We start from the raw sequence: 17,072 nt of genomic DNA, 5'->3' as shown, positions 1-17,072 counted from the left end.
GGGCTGGCTCCACTTCTACAATCACCACCGAGCCCACTCCGCCATCGGAGGCCAGCCGCCGATCACACGACTGACCAACCTCCCTGGACATCACATCTAGTCCGTTGTCACGAAGCGGTGCCGAATCAGCCAGTCGATGCCCACTGGGTTACCGACCGGAACGAAGACGTCGCGTCCGCACACCGGATCGCTGCCCCGCAATTCAAGCTCACCGTCTTCGCAGAAGGATTGACCGAGCTCGTCGAGTCGCAGCGCGTCGGCCGACCAGTTGCACCGGGCGCGCGTGGCCCTGATGCGTTCGCGGGCCACCATAGTCCCCCCGCCCGAAGGGCAGGGGGACTATGGTCGCGCCATGGCTACCAGCGATTCGCGTGAAGTTGTGATCGAGGCCAGTCCGGAGGAGATTCTCCACGTCATCGCGGACGTCGAATCGACACCGTCCTGGTCGCCTCAGTATCAGAGCGCTGAGATTTTGGAGGCCTACGACGACGGCAGGCCCAAGCGAGTGAAGATGAAGGTCAAGTCCGCAGGCATCTCGGACGAACAGGTCGTGGAATACACCTGGACGGACAATAAGGCCAGCTGGACCCTGATCTCGGCGGGGCAGCTGAAAGCCCAGGACGCCAGCTACACACTGACCCCGGACGGCGACAAGACCAAGGTGAAATTCGACATCACGATTGACCTGTCGGTGCCGCTGCCGGGCTTCGTGCTCAAGCGGGCGATGAAGGGCGCGATGGAGACCGCGACTGACGGGCTGCGCAAGCAAGTTCTGAAGACCAAGAAGGGCGACAAGTAGTTCCCTCAGGAAAGAGGACCGCCCGCACACAGGACCGGGATGCGGGCGGCACGAATCGCTGCAGATCGATGTCCTCCGCGCGTCCTTCGAGAGTCAAGTGACGCCCGTGAGAGCATCCGGGGGTAAATGTCTTGGTGCCCGCTCCAGGAGGTGTGGGTTAAAAGGGTGACCCCAAACCAAAGCCAGCGCCCTTGGCGGGGTCTCCCGCGGCTAGGTCGACGATGGTCTGCGACCAGCGCAAGATTTCGCCGAACCGCATGCGTCGCAGAATCGGGCGCCCTCATGAGGCGCGGCTCCACATAACCGGCATACGTCCGCTGCCGGCGTCACCGCATTCCCCGCCGATTCGGCGGCCCCCACTGGCTCCTGAGCCCGCCAAAATTATGGCGTCCCGCAGTCAGGGATAGGCAAAGTGGCGATATTGACGTGCACGACACCAGGCCGATGGCCTGCGGAAGCAGGTGCTGAAGGTCAAGATCGGCGCCAAGTAGTTTCATAGGAAAACAGCTCGTTGTGAAGTGCTTCACAACGCAGGTGCGATTGCTCCAACCTCACTAGAACGAAGTCGTCAATAATGACCGCGCTTGATCCCCGCGCTCTTAACCTCCTAGACATGCGATTGTCGTGGCCGTTAATTGGTCGAGCGGCGGAGCTGCGAGCCATCGAGGGCGCCATCTCGTCTTCGGCTGTGTCCGGCATCCTCATTTGCGGAGCGGCGGGTGTGGGGAAGAGCCGAATCGCGCGTGAGGCGTTGTCGGCTGCCGCTTCGCAGGGCTGCGAAACGCGCTGGACAGTGGGCACAACTTCGGCACGGGAAGTTCCGCTCGGCGCATTCACCGCATGGGCGCCGTCGGGCATCACCAACACGTTTCAACTGCTCCGGGGAGTGATCGAGTCACTGACCGCCGCCCCCCCGGGCGCCAGGGTCGTCCTGGGTGTAGATGACGCGCACCTGCTCGACGATCTGTCGGCTTTTGTCCTGCAGCAGATCGTGCAGCGATGCGCCGCCAAGGTGATCCTCACCATCCGTGATAGCGAGCCGATCCCGCGCGCGATACAGGAGATATGGAAGGTCGGCGAGTTCGATCGGCTCGCCCTGCAGGAACTGTCCCTTGACGAGACCGAAACCCTATTGGCGGCGACGTTAGAGGGTTCGGTGGAATCGGATGCCGCACAGCGGCTATGGAAACTCACTCGCGGCAATGGTCTTTATCTGCAGAACATCGTCGAGCAGGAGCTTGCCGACGGCCGAATCGTGCACGAGCGCGATTACTGGCGGTGGATTGGTGACCCGATCTTGCCGCCAGGTCTTACCGAGCTTATCGAGTCCCGTATCGGGGACTTGCCCACGCCGGTCAGCGATGTGATCGATGTGCTGGCGGTTGGGGAGCCGATCGATCTCGCGACACTGGCGCGGATCACCGATGCGGCCGCGGTAGAGGAAGCCGAAACCCGTGGCCTCATCGCGCTCGAGCCCGCTGGCGGCAGCGTCGAGGTGCGGGTGGCGCATCCGCTGTACGGAGAGGTGCGCCGTAGGCGCGCGGCACACTGTCGGTTACGACGGCTGTGCGGCCTGGTGGCCACCGAACTCGCGGCGTCTAGCGACCGCGACGACATTCGAGTCATCGTGCGCCGCGCGGCGTTGAGTCTCGACTCCGACCTCGCACCGGACGCCGACCTGCTCGTGACGGCTGCCCGTGGCGCGGTCTGGCTTGGGGATCTGCGTCTCGCGGATCGAATCGCAGAAGCGGCAGTCCAGGAGGGAGCGGTAGCGGAACCCAATTTTGTTCGGGCGCATGCATTGTCGTGTTTGGGGCGCGGCGAGGAGGCCGAGGCTGTACTCGCAGATATGCGCACCAGTGATCTGACCGACCACGAGCGCGCCAGACTCGCGTACTTGCGGTCCAGCAACGCGTTGTGGACGTTGGCGGACCCGGCGCGGGCCAAGGATCTCATCGACGCCGCGTTGTGCAATACCCCTTCAAGCGCTCGCACGTATATCGACGCCTTCCTCACTGTGTATTGGTTTGCAGTGGACGAGCCGGACGCGGCGATGCGGGCATCAAAAAACATTGCGTTGGAGGACATTCCCGTCGTCGGTGCCGAGATAGCCTGGGCACTCGCGCAGATATCCGCGGATGCGGGATGCCCCGCTGAGGCCGTGGCCGCCGCGGACGCGGGATACACCGCCGCGACTCGCTCCCTTGAGGCGCCGCACATGCGCTTCAACATCGCCGACGCAGAAGTCAGCGCACTCTTGCTGGCCGGCCAAGTGGCCGATGCGACTGCCGTGGCCGAGCGCACGCGTCAGCAGGCGGCCAATCTGCCCGGGGCAGCTCAATTACTCGGTGCTGCCGTGGCCGGCCGGGCTGCGCTTGGTGCCGGTGATCTGCGCAGTGCCTGCCTGCTACTGGAACAGGCGGCCGATGGGTTGTGCGCATCGCATCCCTTCGGCTGGGGATATCGATATCGCATACCGCAGGCGACTGCATTGGCGATGCGGGGGTCAACGGATCAAGCAGTGTCAGCGCTTGCCAAACTCGATCAGGTTTCACGCCGATTCCGGTCCCTGGACCACGAGCTGAGCCTGGCTCGGGCGTGGGTGGCCGCGGGTCAGGGCGCAGTGACGGAGGCGATCTCCATCGTGCTGTCGGCAGCTGAAAGGGTGAGAGCGACAGGGCGATTCGCGGCAGAACTGCTATGCCTGCAGACTGCGACTCAGTTCGGCGACCGCACCAGTGGAACAAGATTGCGCGAGCTTGAATCGATTGTCGAAGGACCACGCGCAGGCCTGGCGACCCGGTTCGCCGCAGCCATGTGCAACAACGATGCCGCTGAATTATCCATCAGATCATCGGAATTCGAGCGGTTCGGCGATCTCGTTGCTGCCGTTGATGCCGCCGCTCACGCCGCCGCCGCGTATCGTCGTCAAGACAAGCGAGGATCGGCGTTGGGATGCTCCGCGCGTGCAGATGCCCTGGCTGAGCAATGCGGCGGCGTCTGTACGCCGGCGCTTCGTCAGGCCACTGAACCCCTGCCGCTGACAGATCGGGAACGAGAGACCGTGATGCTGATCGGCGAGGGATTGTCCAGCCGCGAAATTGCCGATCGGCTGACTCTTTCCGTCCGTACCGTCGAAAGCTACGTCTACCGGGCCATGTTGAAGACCGGTACCACCAGCCGCGACGAACTCGCTGCCCTGCTTTCCCGCCGCAAGACGCGAACAGAGTGAAGATCGCGGTTGCAGACGTGCACTCGGCACCGGAGCGGCGTTGACCGCAGTCAAGATCGCGATTAAGAAGTCCCCGGCCGAAACCAGACGAATTGCATTGGTGCACTACTGCGTTCGTCACACCGCATGCAGGTGACGATTTCTACCGCATCAACCGTATCCGGAGGGGAACTGAAGAGGAGAAAAGGAACCGACGATGGGACACGCCAGATATATCGGGTCGGGTCGGCGTGTTAGCGGTGGCAGTGGCATGGCGACTTCACACCGCCGCCGGCACCGGCGGCAACCATAACCGGGCCCAGATCAGTGGCCACAGGTAGCGCCGAGACCGGGGACAACACTGCCACCACGACAGCAGCGGCGACGACGACCTCGAGGGGTTTGAGGCCACCGCGGCCGATGAGCAGGTGGACATCCGGCCGTAACACCTCGCAGTAACAGGAGCCGCGAAACCTCGAGTTCATGACTAGGTAGTACGCGCCGACCGGGGCGAGATTGCAGTGGCGGGCTACTGCACTCGCCGAACCGTCCGCGGCAGAGGATTTAGTTCAGATCACCGAGGAGGCCGCCATGGAACGAGGGGGGCACCGCCTATGACCGCGTTCCTTATTCTCGTCGCGGCCGTAATGGCGGTGTCTATTGCGATCGGGATCCACGACCTTCAAGCCTGGCTGGAGCGCTGGGATCACAATCGGCATCTCTGCGACTGAAGCCTGTCCTGGATGTCTGCGACGCCGCGCCGAAGCGGAACCGTCTGGCGCGCTGGACAATCCAGCTGGATGGCGGGCTGAACTAATTCACGATCGCCACTGACGACGGCGGCTCAGTAGTACCGCGACAATATCGACGAGATTGCAGTGTCGTGCTACTGCACTCCTCGCACCGCACGCGACCGACGATTAGCTCAGACACATTTCCAGAGGGAGGAAGGCACGAAATGTCCGAGCTATCAACAACACCTACCGAGAAGCAGGATGTCGTCAAACAGCCTGAACCTGTCATCGAACAGCCTGAAACTGTCATCGGAGAGGTGAGTCAGCCGCCGGTTGTCATCACCGCGCAGGAAGTCGCGTTCAGCACGGCGGCTGCTGTGTCGTTGCCGCGCGCCAAGCCCACCCACGGAGTGATCGCTAATTTGCGCGCTCTGTTCCTGAGTCCACCTGAGGACGCACGGCCGGTACCGCGTCACTATCCACCACGGCGTGACGAGTTCCTCGAGCAGGCCGCCATGCGACGAGAGATGTACAGACTGTGACCGCGTTTGCAGATCGCGGCGATCCTATGACCCCGGTACTGCAGCTCGCGGGCGTCGTCAAGCGACTTCCTTTGGACGCAGGCGAATTCGTCGTCGTGACCGGACCATCGGGAGCCGGGAAGTAGACCCTAATGCATATCGCGGGTGGGCTGGACTCGCCGGACAACGGCACTGTGGCCGTCGCCGGTCAGGATGTGTGGGCGATGAGCGCCAACGCGCGCGCAGCGTTTCGGCGTCGCACGGCCCTAAGTAGTGCCGGGACGAAACCGGGCGAAATTGCAGTAGCGCGCTACTGGGCTCGTCCTACTCAATGCGAGCGACGATTCCCATCGCGGACCTGGACCACCCACCGTGGCGATCCTTGCCAACACAGACAGGAGACACGTCGATGAGTACGCAAGATTCGCCTGTCATGGCGGCGTTGTGACCATGATCGCTCCACACGCGACCGGCCACGAACGGGCCAAGGACGGCGCAGGTATGCAATGGCCCCGGCAGGCCGAATGGACAGTGAGGCAAACATTGTTACAAACGTCGGATTCCACTTCCACTATGCCGATCGACTGGATCGATGCGCCATTAGCTGACGCCGGAGTGTTTGTTGCAGATGATGTCGACGGATGGCACTACCGTTCGTACACCGAACTCGCAAGAATATCGCGCCGGATCGGCGGGGCGCTGCGCGCGAACGGTTTGCCCGCGAGGGGCAACGCGTGCATCGTGATGCCCTCGGGGCACCGATCCGTCGCAGCAATGTACGCGGTCTGGTTGTGCGGAGCCACGGTAACGCAGATCGCACCTCCGACGTTCGGTAAAGATTCCACATGTATAGAGACGATCAGCGCGATATTGCGGAGCGCCGATCCGCATAGCGTGCTGACCTCACCCGAACTGTTGCCAACAGTCGAAAGAGCGGTCCAAGTCGCAGGTCTGTCTCGGGAGCCGCTGTCGCTGACGGAGGATCTGATCAACGCAGCGGATCCGATCGGCCGGGCACATGAACGTGCCGAATGCGCACTGCTGCAGTTCACTTCGGGATCGACCGGCACGCCACGCGGGGTGATGGTCAGCTGGGCTAACCTTGCCGCGAACCTGCAATCGATCAGCAGGTTGCTCGGCTGGCGATCAGGTGACGCCATGGTGTCGTGGCTGCCCCTCTACCACGACATGGGACTGATCACTCTCCTCATGGGAATCGCGAACCAGGGGTCGCTCTACCTGATGCGCCCCGACCAGTTCATCAGGGACCCGATGCGGTGGATTCGTGCGATGTCCGGACGGCAGCATTCGGTATGTCCGTCGTTCGGGATCGACTATGCCGCTCGCCGGCTGAGCCCGGAAGATATTGAAGGAGTCAACCTTACCTCCTGGAAGTCACTGGCCACCGGAGCCGAGTGCATCGACCTGACCGCCTTGCACTCATTCTCCCGACTGGTCGAACCGGCGGGGTTCAACCCCACGGCCCTGATCGCCGCCTACGGTCTGGCCGAGGCCACACTGCTAGTCACCGGAACCCCCGTTGACGAACCGATCGGCGCCGTTCGCATCGACGAGTCATCACTGCGGCCCGGGCAGCCGGTTGCGGTCCTCGACTGTGCACGATTCACCGGACAGCAGCTACCAGGTCCCGGGTGGATCGCTGGTTTGGGTCCGGCCGGCTCCGAGGTCAGTGTCATCGACGAGCACGGCGCGCGCCTGCCCGACGGAGCCCTCGGGGAGATCGCTGTGTCTTCGCCGTCCGTAGCCATGGGGTATCACGGAGACAAATCGGACCCGGGCACCGGTACTCGGTTCGCCGAGCCCGGTGTATTGCTCACCGGTGACGCGGGATTCTGTTACGCCGGAGAGGTATTCGTCCTCGGCCGGATGGGTTCGGCTCTCAAGGTCCGGGGCAAATCCGTGTTCATGGAGGATCTCGAAACGCGACTCGCTGCGGCGACCGGGATTCCCAAATGCAAGTTCTGCGCGGTCGCGCACAGCGGGGTGGGGCGGCCGGGTGTCGCCCTGTTCGCCGAGACCTCGGCGGGCAGCTGGGTGGGTACCGCCCGCCGTCTACTGCGATCCGAACTTGGTCCCGCACCAACGGTTCGAATCGTCATCGGGCCGCGGAGATTTATCCGAAGAACCTCCAGCGGCAAACCGCGCCGCAAGGAGATGTGGGCGCTGCTCGTGGCCGGTGATTTGGTCGAGGGAACGGTGATCGACAGCTCAACACTCACCGCCGACCTGGAACAAACCAACGCACAGGCAGCGACTTGTGGTGGGCATCCGCTGGCGAACATCCGAGAATTGCGCGCCAACACCCTCGACGCGGTGGATGTGGACGACGCGGGCGGCAATCAACCCAATGTGCGGGGTACCGCATGAACGCGCCGCAGGAATTTCGAGAGCCCGAGCGCCAGAAAGTGATCCGACTGATCACTTCACTGGCGACACCAGGGTGGATACCCGAGGACGTGGCGCCCGACGTCCGGCTGGTCGATGATCTCGGATTCGATTCCGTGCGGCTGATCGAACTGACGATGGCGTTGGAACGCGCTTTTGGACTTCCGCCCCAGCGTCCCGAGAATCTCGCGACGATCACCACTGTCGACGACGTGGTGAGCTTTGCGCTGACCACTGAGGATCCGCTGTGAACCCGGGACGCGCCGTGCTGGTCACCGGGGCGACGGGGCTGATCGGAGCCGAGGTGGTGGCCCGGCTGTCGCCGCGCCATCCTGTCATCGCGGTGACCCACCGGCAGCCGCTAATCAAGCGCACGGACGGCTCCACTTTGCCCTCGGACGAGTACGGGCAGTGGTGGTCAGGTGCGGGCATCGCTCGCCTTGCGGCCGACGTCCGCGAACCGGGGTTCGGTGTGGCCGAACAGGTGCTCGACGAGCTAGCGGATGCGGTGGGGTGCATCGTGCACTCCGCCGCCACGATCGCTTTCAACGCGCCTGAAGCGGAATACCGACGACTCAACGTTGCCGGAACAGAGCGCGCCGTCGACCTGGCACAGCGATGGAACGTTCCGCTGGTCCATGTCAGCACCGCGTACGTCTGCGGTCGTCGCGACGGAACGATCTCCGAGCACGAGCTGGATGCCGGACAGGAATTCAGCAACGGATATGAGCGGAGTAAGTGCCTTGCCGAACGACTGGTGATGCATGCACCGGTGGATTCGGTCATTCTGCGTCCCGCGATCGTCGCCGGGGACGCCGCCACCGGCGCCATCCGCGACTTCAGGAATCTCTATACCCTCCTCAAGTTGACCGTCGAGGGGAGACTGCGGCGCCTCCCCGGCTGCTACGACGCCACCCTCTCTCTGGTTCCCGTGGACTACGTCGCCGACGCCGTTGTGGCAGCAGCCGAACTGGTCCTCACCGGTGATACATCCATCCTCGGCCGAACATTCCATCTTCCGGGCGCCCAAACGTTGTCGCTACGTGAGGTGACCGACGTGCTCGCCGAATATCCGTCCTTCGAGATCGGCACCTTCGTACCGCCGACAGAGTTCTCCGTCGAGGATCTCGACCCGATCCAACGCGACTACTACGAGCGCTTGGGCGCGCAATACACCTGCTATCTCGATCGGATACGCACATTCGACGACACCAACACCAGGACACTGCTCGGCCTCGTCCCGCCGGCAACCGGTGTGGACTACCTCCGCCGTCTGCTGGATTACTGCTTGGCGGTCGGCTATTTGGGGCGGCCGGTGCCGTCGATATCGGAGATTCTGGCCAAAGTGCCGTCCCCGGTCGCCGGGGTCGTAAAGGGACGACACATGAACCGAACGAGTTCGGTGATGATGCCATTCGCGGAATCAGATCTCACCGCCGAATTCCTCACCCGACTCCTGCGGGAGCGGACCGGAGATGCACAGGTCGAGGTCACCGCGGCGATCCCAACGGGCAGAGCGGTCAGGGGCACGTTGTCGGCGATCGTGCAGGCAGCGAATCCAGCAAGGTTCATCGGGGTCGCGCCGTTGCGGCTCGAGTTCGGCGACCGGCCGGCGGTCGATGTGATGGTGAAGTCGAAGCCGCTCGACTCCGAGATGACCACCTCACTCGCGGCGGTCATGTCGACGGCCGGCGGCGACCTCACGGACGCATGGCAGAGCTGTGCGGATGCAAGCCATTTCATCGGCCTGCACCGGCGCGAAATCGGCTTGTACCGCGACGCTCCCGACGCCGTAAAGGCCATCACACCAAAATGTTTCGGTACGTATGAGGACGCAGAACAGGGTGTGTTCCTGGTGATGATCGAGCGTCTCGACGGCAGCGTCGACTTCCTCGATGCCGTCGACACACCGGAAGTCTGGACTACCGAACGGCTCGAAGCCGCGATCATCGGCATCACCGGCGTGCACGCGCACTGGCTGGGCCGCGAAGCCGAACTTCTCGGCGCCGATTCGTGGGTAGGCCGCGACGACGAGACACCCGGGATGGTCCCCCTGTGGCGCGCCATGTACGACCAGTACCGGACCGACTTCCCGCAGTGGGTCGACGACGCGACCTACGATTGGGCGACGGCGGTCATCGACGCCATCCCGACGTGGTGGGCGGAACTGGTTGCCATGCCGAGAACGTTGGTGCACAACGACTTCAACCCGCGCAATATCGCGCTGCGGAGGGACGGTAGCCTAGTCGCCTACGACTGGGAACTCGCGACGGTGCAGGTCCCGCAGCGCGACCTCGTCGACCTGCTCGCGCACGTGCTCGGCCCCGACGCTAGCCCAGAAGCGGTCGATCATTTCGTCGAATTCCATCGCCGTGCACTCGAATCCGCTTCCAGCAACATCCTCGATGCCGAGGTGTGGCGACGCGGATACCAGCTCAGCCTCGCCGAACTCAGCATCAACCGCCTTCCGACCATTGCGCTCGGCCAGCGCTGGCTGCCACTGCCCTGGTTCGACCACCTCGTGCAGACCACCAAACGGCTCGCGGACATCGAACGTGACCGTAGTCGCCAAAGGCTAGACCGATGCGCCTGAAATCGATTGCAATCTTCGCCATATCGCGCCGCCGACTGGTGCTCGTTACCGCGCTGCTCTTCCTCATCGTCAGTGGAGCCGTCGGCGCCGATGCGATCGAGAAACTGTCCAGCGGCGGGTTCAACGACCCCGGATCGGAATCTGTGCACGCCGACCGCCAACTGCGCGACACCTTCGGCATGGCGGTGCCGACATTGGTGCTGCTCGTGTCCGCCGACGCACCGATCGGTTCACCCGAGGTCACCGCGGCGGGACGTGAACTGGTGGACAAGCTGGCGCATGCACAGGGTGTCGAGCGAGTCGAATCATTCTGGACGTCAGATCAACTCGGCACGGCGCTACAGAGCAAGGACGGTCGAAAGGCACTCATCCGCGCCCAGCTCGCCGGCGACGACAACGAACTCGCCGATCGAGGACGTGCGCTGGCCGCACAGTTCGGTGGCACTCACGGCCCGCTCTACGTCGAGGCGACCGGCTACGCCGTGTTGCTCGCCGAAACAGAGGACATCGCAAAGCATGACCTGGTCAAGTCCGAGGTCATCGCGATACCGCTGACATTCATCGCACTGTTCCTGATCTTCCGCGGGTTGGTCGCCGCCCTGATACCGGTCGGGATCGGTGTCTTGGCCATCTTCGGAACGACATTCGTGATGCGCGTACTCGGGGAGATCACCGACGTGTCGATCTTCGCGATCAACCTGGCGTCGGCGCTCGGGCTGGCCCTCGCCATCGACTACAGCCTGCTGATCGTCGAGCGCTACCGCGAGGAACTCCAAGGGTGTGATAGACCCGAGGCGATTCTCGCCGCGTTGAGCACGGCTGGACGTACCGTTGTCTTCTCCGGAGCGACAGTCGCTTTGGCGCTGTCCGCCCTCGCCGTGTTCCCGATGTACTTCTTACGATCGTTCGCCTACGCGGGGATCTGCGTCGTCGCGATCGCTGTCGTCGGCGCCGTCGTCGTGCTGCCCGCCATACTCGCGGCCGTCGGCCCCCGCATCGACGCGCTCTCCTTCGCCCGGCAGCGCAAGCGGGTGCCACCGGGCACCGGCCGCTGGCACACGATCGCGACGGTGGTGATGCGCCGGCCCGTCCCGATCGCGATCGTGTCGGTAGGCGTTCTCGCGGTGCTGGCGGTGCCGTTCGCGAGCGCCAAGCTGATGTTTCCCGACGACCGCAACCTGCCTCCATCGTCGGCCGCCGCCTCGGCGAGCCACGAGATCCGTACGGATTTCGCCCAGACCGAGAATGGCACGCTGGTCATCTTCGCCGACAGATTCGATGGCTCTTTCACTGGCGCCGCAGATGATTACGAGATCAGACTGTCGTTGGTGCCCGGCGTCACCGCGGTCCACGGTCGGGACGGGACGTTCCAGGACGGCCTGCGCATGGCGGAGCCCTCGTCGCACGAACAAGCCTATTTCGTCAGGAACGGGCACGCGCGATTCACCGTCGAGACAGCCGTCGAACCGTTGTCCTCGCAGGGTGAGCAACTGCTTCGTGACGTGCGGGCGGTGCCATCGCCGTTCACGACGGCAGTCACCGGGCTCGGTCCGCAGACCTATGACGGCAAGGAAGCTATCGTGCACCGGCTACCGGTGGCGTTGGCGATCATCGTGATCACGACGTTTGTGATGCTGATGTGGTTCACCCGCAGCGTGTTCTTGCCGGTCAAGGCGATCGCGTTGACCATTCTGAGCCTCACCGCCACCTTCGGCGCGCTCGTGTTCATCTTCCAGGACGGCCATTTGCGTTGGCTTGTCGGCGATTTCACCATCACCAATTCTCTGAACACGCTCGGGCCGCCGCTGCTGTTCTGTGTCGCCTTCGGCCTGTCGATGGATTACGAGGTCTTCATGCTCTCGCGCATCAAGGAGGAGTACGACCGGCTCGGCGGTGACAGCGCAGCCGACAACACGGCCGCAGTCGCGCGGCGGCTCGAGTCGACCGGTCCGATCGTCACCGCAGCGGCCGTCGTCATGGCGATCGTGTTCGTCTCGCTCGCCACCTCCGGACTCACCACCGTGAAGTCGCTCGGCGTCGGGCTCGCGATCGCGGTACTCATGGACGCGACGATCGTGCGTGCCCTCCTTGTACCGGCGTTCATGCGCCTGGCAGGCAGGTTGAACTGGTGGTTGCCTCGCCGGCTGCAACAGCGAGAGAAGGTCGCGGCCGCATGACCAAACAGCCGATCGCCATGAGGCCGCCGGCACACCGGCTGCTGGCCTGGGGAAACGAACGGTTCGGTCCCGCTCCCATCCTGCTGTACTTCCTGCTTTACCTGGCCGGGACCCTGTACGCCCGCGCTATCACCGGTGACCCGAACCCCTCGGTCTCGCCGCTCGATGTTGTCGCCTTCAGCGCCGTCTTCGGCTACTTCCTGCTGGTTCGGGTGCTCGACGAGCACAAGGACTACGCCAAGGACAGCATCAACTTCCCCGACCGCATCCTGCAACGCGGCCTGGTCACGCTCGACCAGCTGAAAGTGATCGGCATCCTCACCCTGGTGCCGCAGATAGTGGTGTCGGTGCTGGTGGACGGCGGGATCGGACCGGTCACGTTCGCCTGGCTCGTGCTGTTCGGGTGGACGATGTTGATGCTGAAGGAGTTCTTCGCGGGTCAGTGGCTCGAGCCCAGGCTGGTGCTGTATGCGCTCACCCACCTCGTCGCCGGTCCCCTGGCGCTGATCTGGATCGCACTCATCGGCGCGGATGGCAAGCACCTGCCGGCGAGCGTCGGGTGGCTTGCGCTGATGGGCTTCCTCGGCGGCGCGACACTCGAGGTCGGCCGCAAGCTGCACGCTCCCGAAGATGAGCGGGACACCGTCGCGTCCTATACGAAGTCGTTCGGCGGACCGGCCGGGGCGGCTGCCGTGCTGGCGACCCTGATCGTCGGCACTGTCGCGAACTGCGCGGTGCTGCTGGCGGTGGCGCGCGCGGACACGGTCGTGACGACGACGGTCTTCGTCGCCGTCACCATCGCCGCCGTCGCCGTGACGATGCAATTCGGGTCGCGACCAACCGCGAGATCCACCAAGCTCGCGGAATTGGCCAGTGCGCTCACAGTTCTCGTGTCACTCCTTGTCGTGATCACCGCACTGTTGACCGGAGTACGCCCATGACCACTCTCGACATGGCCGAAGCAACCGACGCCGGACGCATCGGCGGTAAGGCCGTCGGGCTGACCCGACTGGCTGCCGCCGGTGCGTGTGTACCGTGGTGGATCGTCGTGCCCACCGAGGCATTCGAGCGCCACATCACCGGGATCGACCCCGGCCGAACGGCGGCACACGTTCGTGCGCAGATCCTCTCCACACCGGTCGACGGCGAACTCGCTGCGACACTCACCGACCGGCTCACCGGCCACGGCCCGTTCGCCGTGCGCAGTTCGGTCGTCGGCGAGGATGGCGACACCCATTCTTTCGCAGGTGCTTTCGACACATACCTCTATGTCGACGCTGATGCCGTAGTCGACGCCGTGCGCCGATGCTGGGCGTCGGCGTTCAACGACCGGGCCGTGGCCTACCGCCGCAACACCGCCGCGGGCACCGTGCCGCCGGCAGTGGCCGTGATCGTCCAGGAGATGGCCGAGGGCGACGTCTCCGGCGTCCTGTTCACACGAAATCCATTGTCCGGCCGGGATGACGAGATTCTGGTCAGTGCCGGCTGGGGTCTCGGCGAAGGCATTGTCTCCGGGCAGGTAGACACCGATCAGTACATCTGGTCGCATGCCGGCCGCGAGCTGTCAGCGACGATCGCCGACAAGGCGACGAGGGTGGTGCGGTGTCCCGGCGCGCGCAGCACGCACGTGTCGCCGGTGCCGCCGGGCCAGCGTTCCGTTCGGTGCTTGAGCCACGACCAGTTGCACGCATTGACCTCTGCCGCGACGCGGGTGGCCCGCTACCTGGACGCGCCGCAGGATATCGAGTGGATCGTATGCGGCACCGACGTCGTGCTGCTGCAGACGCGTCCGATCACGGCTTCGGCCACAACCGATCCGATCGGCGAATGGCGAATCGTCTGGGACAACAGCAACATCCAGGAGAGTTTCAACGGCGTCACAAGTCCCCTGTCGTTCTCCTACGCGGCGGCGGTGTACGACACCGTTCATCGGCACACACTGCGGATGCTCGGCGTTCCCGAAGCGACGCTCGAGGAATACCGGCCGGTGCTGCGTAACATGATCGGGCTCGTCTCGGGCCGGGTCTACTACAACATCAACAACTGGTACCGCGTCCTGAAGTTGTTGCCGTCGTTCGACCGCAACAAGGAGGATCTCGAACACATCATGGGCGTCGAGCATCCGGTCGACTTCGTGACCGACATCTTATTGTCCCGCGGTGAGAAGATGCGCCGCCTCCCATGCATGTTGCGAGTCGGTGCGCGGCTCGGCTGGAAGATCTATCGTCGCCCTGCGCTGGTCGAGAAATTCCAGACCGAGATCCCGCAACTTATTTCCCAACTGCACGCCGAACTCGCCGGGGCGCAGAGCCTGCAGGACGTGCTCGCGCTCGCCGAGCGCGGCCTACGCGTGTTCGACCTCTGGACGGTTCCGACGCTAAACGACTTCTACATGGGCACTCAGTCCGGCCGTGCGCGGCGCATCGTCGCCAAGGTCGCCAGTGACGACGCCGAACACATCGTGGCGGGCCTCCTGGGCGCCGACGAAGCCGTCGAGTCCTTGGAGCCGACAAAGCATCTCATGGTGCTCGCCAAGCACATCCAGAGTGATCCCGACCTCACCGATGCGCCGAACGGCGGCGCCCCGGCGGCGGCGGTGGCGGCCCTGCGCGAACGCTCGGTGTATGTTGCCGCGTCCCTCGACGATTACCTGACCCGCTTCGGCGACCGGCTTGCCGGTGAGCAGAAGCTGGAAACCGTAGCGCTGCGCGATGATCCCTCTTTTCTGGCGATCGCGTTGCGCAACTTCATTGCCGACGAGCACCTGTCACCGATCGATCTACTGGATCGCCACCGCGATCGGCGCGCCGAGTTCGAACGCGAGGTCATGGACAAGTTGACCGGGCGTGATCGCCGCAAACTGCGGGTCGTGCTGCGGCGGGCCCGGTCGGCGGTCGAGGCTCGCGAGAACATGCGGTTCACCCGCACGCGGTTGGTCGGTGCGATGCGGGCGACCGTCACCGACGCCGGCAGACGGATGGCTGCCGCGGGCGTGCTGGACGACCCACGGCAGATCTTCTACCTCACCATGGACGAATTACACGCGTACGCCGAAGGCCGGTCCGTCACCGTCGATCTCGCGACGCTGGTCCGGCAGCGGTACAAGGAGTTCGCCGCCTACGCAGCCGAGGAGCCGCCGAACCAGTTCGAGACCTACGGTCCGCCCGGCACCGGGCGTCGGGTGAGCCCCGAATATGCGCCTGCGACAGCCAAGACGGCTATGCTGCGCGGAATCGGCTGCAGCCCGGGTATCGCCGAAGGCGAGCTGTGCGTGATCCGAGATCCGAACGACGATGTCGACGTGAAGGGCAAGATCATCACGGCGATCCGTACCGATCCTGGATGGGGTCCCTTGTTCCCCAGCGCCGCAGCCATTCTCGTTGAGCGCGGGAGCACGGTATCGCATTCGGCGATCTTGGCGCGCGAACTGGGAGTGCCCGCGGTGGTGGGGATTCCGGGGCTCATCGACGCCGTACGCAACGGTGAACGGGTTCGCCTCGACGGTCGCACCGGCACTGTCGAACGCCTCGAGGTCCGGCAATGATCGACGCGCCGCTGCCGGGTCCGCCACCGGACGGATTTCTGGAGTTACCCAAGTTGGTCTACGCAAGCGATCCCGGATGGTTGCCGGAGGAGCCCGAACGTATCGCAATGCTGTTCAGTTCGCTGAACCCATGGATGGCGCAGGTCGACGCGCACGCGTTCTGCGTTCCGGGCGCGGTGCGTGCCGCGGTGTTCACCCGGCCGGCATATGTGCTCGACGGGCGCAGGGCTGCGTGGTTCGGCTATTGGGAGAGCACGGGCGACCGCGCGGCCGAGGAACTCGTTATGGTCGAGGTGCGCCGCTGGGCGCATGCAGCGGGCGCACAACTGCTGGTAGGCCCGATCGACTTCTCGACGGTATTGCACTGCCGTGCATTGCTGTCGGCGGAGCCTGGGGCGATGCCGTTCGTCGGCGAACCGTGGAACCCGCTGTGCTACGGGCCGTCTTGGCAGGCAATGGGATTCGAACCCTTCGTGTCGTGGGTCTCGATCGTGCTGGATCGCGACGACATCGCCGTCCTGGTCGCCGACAAGGCGTGCCTTCGAGAGCAGCTCACTGCGCGAGGCTACGCGTTCGAAGCGTTCGACCCTACGGTGTGGACGAAGCGCACCGACGAACTGTTCGAGCTTGCCAACGTGGTCTTCGCCGACAACGTCGCGTTCATGCCGATCAGCCGGCCGGAATTCGAGCACTACATGGCCCCGGGGCTCGCTGCGACGGTTGATCCCAACCGGAGCGTCCTCGCGCTCGGGCCCGACGGCGACGTGGCAGGGATCCTTCTGATGTACCCGCATTACGCTCCGCTCTGCCGCGGCGCCGACGCGATCCCGGTGAGCAGTTTGCGCTTCGAGGACCATGCGGTCGCGGCGCCGCCTGCGATGGTGCTCAAGACGGGCGGTGCGATGCCGGTCCACCGGCGTATCGGACTTGCACACGCGGCGGTGTCCGTGGCGGCGGAGCGCGCCCTGAACGCTGGCGTCGAGCAGCTTTTTGTCTCGACGATGCGCGCCGACAACCAAAGCCGACTGTTGTTCCCGCGCTACCGCTGCGAGCGCTGGTACGCCATCTTCGCGAGCCCGTTGTAGTT

At 64.3% G+C, this 17,072-nt stretch carries 11 protein-coding genes; 10 read left to right on the top strand and 1 reads right to left on the bottom strand.

Translation table 11 applies throughout. From position 1 onward, the window contains the following. Positions 1–96: 96 nt before the first annotated feature. Complete coding sequence (locus ACGFK1_RS25120; RefSeq protein WP_393435781.1) at positions 97–312, bottom strand: hypothetical protein; 216 nt, start codon at positions 310–312, stop codon at positions 97–99. Between the two features lie 40 nt (positions 313–352). Here ACGFK1_RS25120 and ACGFK1_RS25115 point away from each other — a divergent pair, with 40 nt between their 5' ends. From ACGFK1_RS25115 to ACGFK1_RS25070, 10 genes are all read left to right on the top strand, one after another. Continuing rightward, the gene (locus ACGFK1_RS25115) at positions 353–799 is read left to right on the top strand and encodes an SRPBCC family protein (RefSeq protein ID WP_393435779.1); all 447 of its coding nucleotides are present in this window, start codon (positions 353–355) and stop codon (positions 797–799) included. A gap of 613 nt (positions 800–1,412) precedes the next feature. Further along, positions 1,413–4,031, top strand: coding sequence for a LuxR C-terminal-related transcriptional regulator (locus ACGFK1_RS25110; RefSeq protein WP_393435776.1), 2,619 nt, complete (start codon positions 1,413–1,415; stop codon positions 4,029–4,031). A gap of 937 nt (positions 4,032–4,968) precedes the next feature. After that, entirely contained in the window at positions 4,969–5,286 is a 318-nt protein-coding gene (locus ACGFK1_RS25105; RefSeq protein WP_393435774.1) for a hypothetical protein, read from the top strand. Between the two features lie 552 nt (positions 5,287–5,838). Further along, entirely contained in the window at positions 5,839–7,653 is a 1,815-nt protein-coding gene (locus tag ACGFK1_RS25100; RefSeq protein WP_393435771.1) for an AMP-binding protein, read from the top strand. Next, entirely contained in the window at positions 7,650–7,922 is a 273-nt protein-coding gene (locus tag ACGFK1_RS25095; RefSeq protein WP_393435769.1) for a phosphopantetheine-binding protein, read from the top strand. The genes ACGFK1_RS25100 and ACGFK1_RS25095 overlap by 4 nt, the downstream gene beginning before the upstream one ends. Continuing rightward, positions 7,919–10,264, top strand: a complete 2,346-nt coding sequence (locus ACGFK1_RS25090) for an SDR family oxidoreductase (protein ID WP_393435766.1) — start codon at positions 7,919–7,921, stop codon at positions 10,262–10,264. Before ACGFK1_RS25095 ends, ACGFK1_RS25090 begins: the two co-directional genes overlap by 4 nt. Beyond that, positions 10,255–12,441: an MMPL family transporter gene (locus ACGFK1_RS25085; protein WP_393435763.1), complete on the top strand. Its 2,187-nt coding sequence runs from the start codon at positions 10,255–10,257 to the stop codon at positions 12,439–12,441. Before ACGFK1_RS25090 ends, ACGFK1_RS25085 begins: the two co-directional genes overlap by 10 nt. Continuing rightward, the gene (locus ACGFK1_RS25080; RefSeq protein WP_393435760.1) at positions 12,438–13,382 is read left to right on the top strand and encodes a hypothetical protein; all 945 of its coding nucleotides are present in this window, start codon (positions 12,438–12,440) and stop codon (positions 13,380–13,382) included. The genes ACGFK1_RS25085 and ACGFK1_RS25080 overlap by 4 nt, the downstream gene beginning before the upstream one ends. Then, positions 13,379–15,985, top strand: coding sequence for a phosphoenolpyruvate synthase (locus ACGFK1_RS25075; RefSeq protein ID WP_393435757.1), 2,607 nt, complete (start codon positions 13,379–13,381; stop codon positions 15,983–15,985). The genes ACGFK1_RS25080 and ACGFK1_RS25075 overlap by 4 nt, the downstream gene beginning before the upstream one ends. Next, positions 15,982–17,070, top strand: coding sequence for a hypothetical protein (locus tag ACGFK1_RS25070; RefSeq protein WP_393435755.1), 1,089 nt, complete (start codon positions 15,982–15,984; stop codon positions 17,068–17,070). Before ACGFK1_RS25075 ends, ACGFK1_RS25070 begins: the two co-directional genes overlap by 4 nt. Positions 17,071–17,072: the final 2 nt, after the last annotated feature.

This window comes from Mycobacterium sp. NPDC048908 (genome assembly GCF_043197955.1).
Lineage (GTDB): Bacteria > Actinomycetota > Actinomycetes > Mycobacteriales > Mycobacteriaceae > Mycobacterium.
The sequence above is the reverse complement of the archived record's forward strand: the minus strand, read 5'-3'. Positions and strand labels throughout refer to the sequence as shown.

Bases quoted from the DNA above. Each gene is read 5' to 3' on its own strand.
- ACGFK1_RS25120 (WP_393435781.1), bottom strand. From the start codon at position 312: ATGGTGGCCCGCGAACGCATCAGGGCCACGCGCGCCCGGTGCAACTGG.
- ACGFK1_RS25115 (WP_393435779.1), top strand. From the start codon at position 353: ATGGCTACCAGCGATTCGCGTGAAGTTGTGATCGAGGCCAGTCCGGAG.
- ACGFK1_RS25110 (WP_393435776.1), top strand. From the start codon at position 1,413: ATGCGATTGTCGTGGCCGTTAATTGGTCGAGCGGCGGAGCTGCGAGCC.
- ACGFK1_RS25105 (WP_393435774.1), top strand. From the start codon at position 4,969: ATGTCCGAGCTATCAACAACACCTACCGAGAAGCAGGATGTCGTCAAA.
- ACGFK1_RS25100 (WP_393435771.1), top strand. From the start codon at position 5,839: ATGCCGATCGACTGGATCGATGCGCCATTAGCTGACGCCGGAGTGTTT.
- ACGFK1_RS25095 (WP_393435769.1), top strand. From the start codon at position 7,650: ATGAACGCGCCGCAGGAATTTCGAGAGCCCGAGCGCCAGAAAGTGATC.
- ACGFK1_RS25085 (WP_393435763.1), top strand. From the start codon at position 10,255: ATGCGCCTGAAATCGATTGCAATCTTCGCCATATCGCGCCGCCGACTG.
- ACGFK1_RS25080 (WP_393435760.1), top strand. From the start codon at position 12,438: ATGACCAAACAGCCGATCGCCATGAGGCCGCCGGCACACCGGCTGCTG.
- ACGFK1_RS25075 (WP_393435757.1), top strand. From the start codon at position 13,379: ATGACCACTCTCGACATGGCCGAAGCAACCGACGCCGGACGCATCGGC.
- ACGFK1_RS25070 (WP_393435755.1), top strand. From the start codon at position 15,982: ATGATCGACGCGCCGCTGCCGGGTCCGCCACCGGACGGATTTCTGGAG.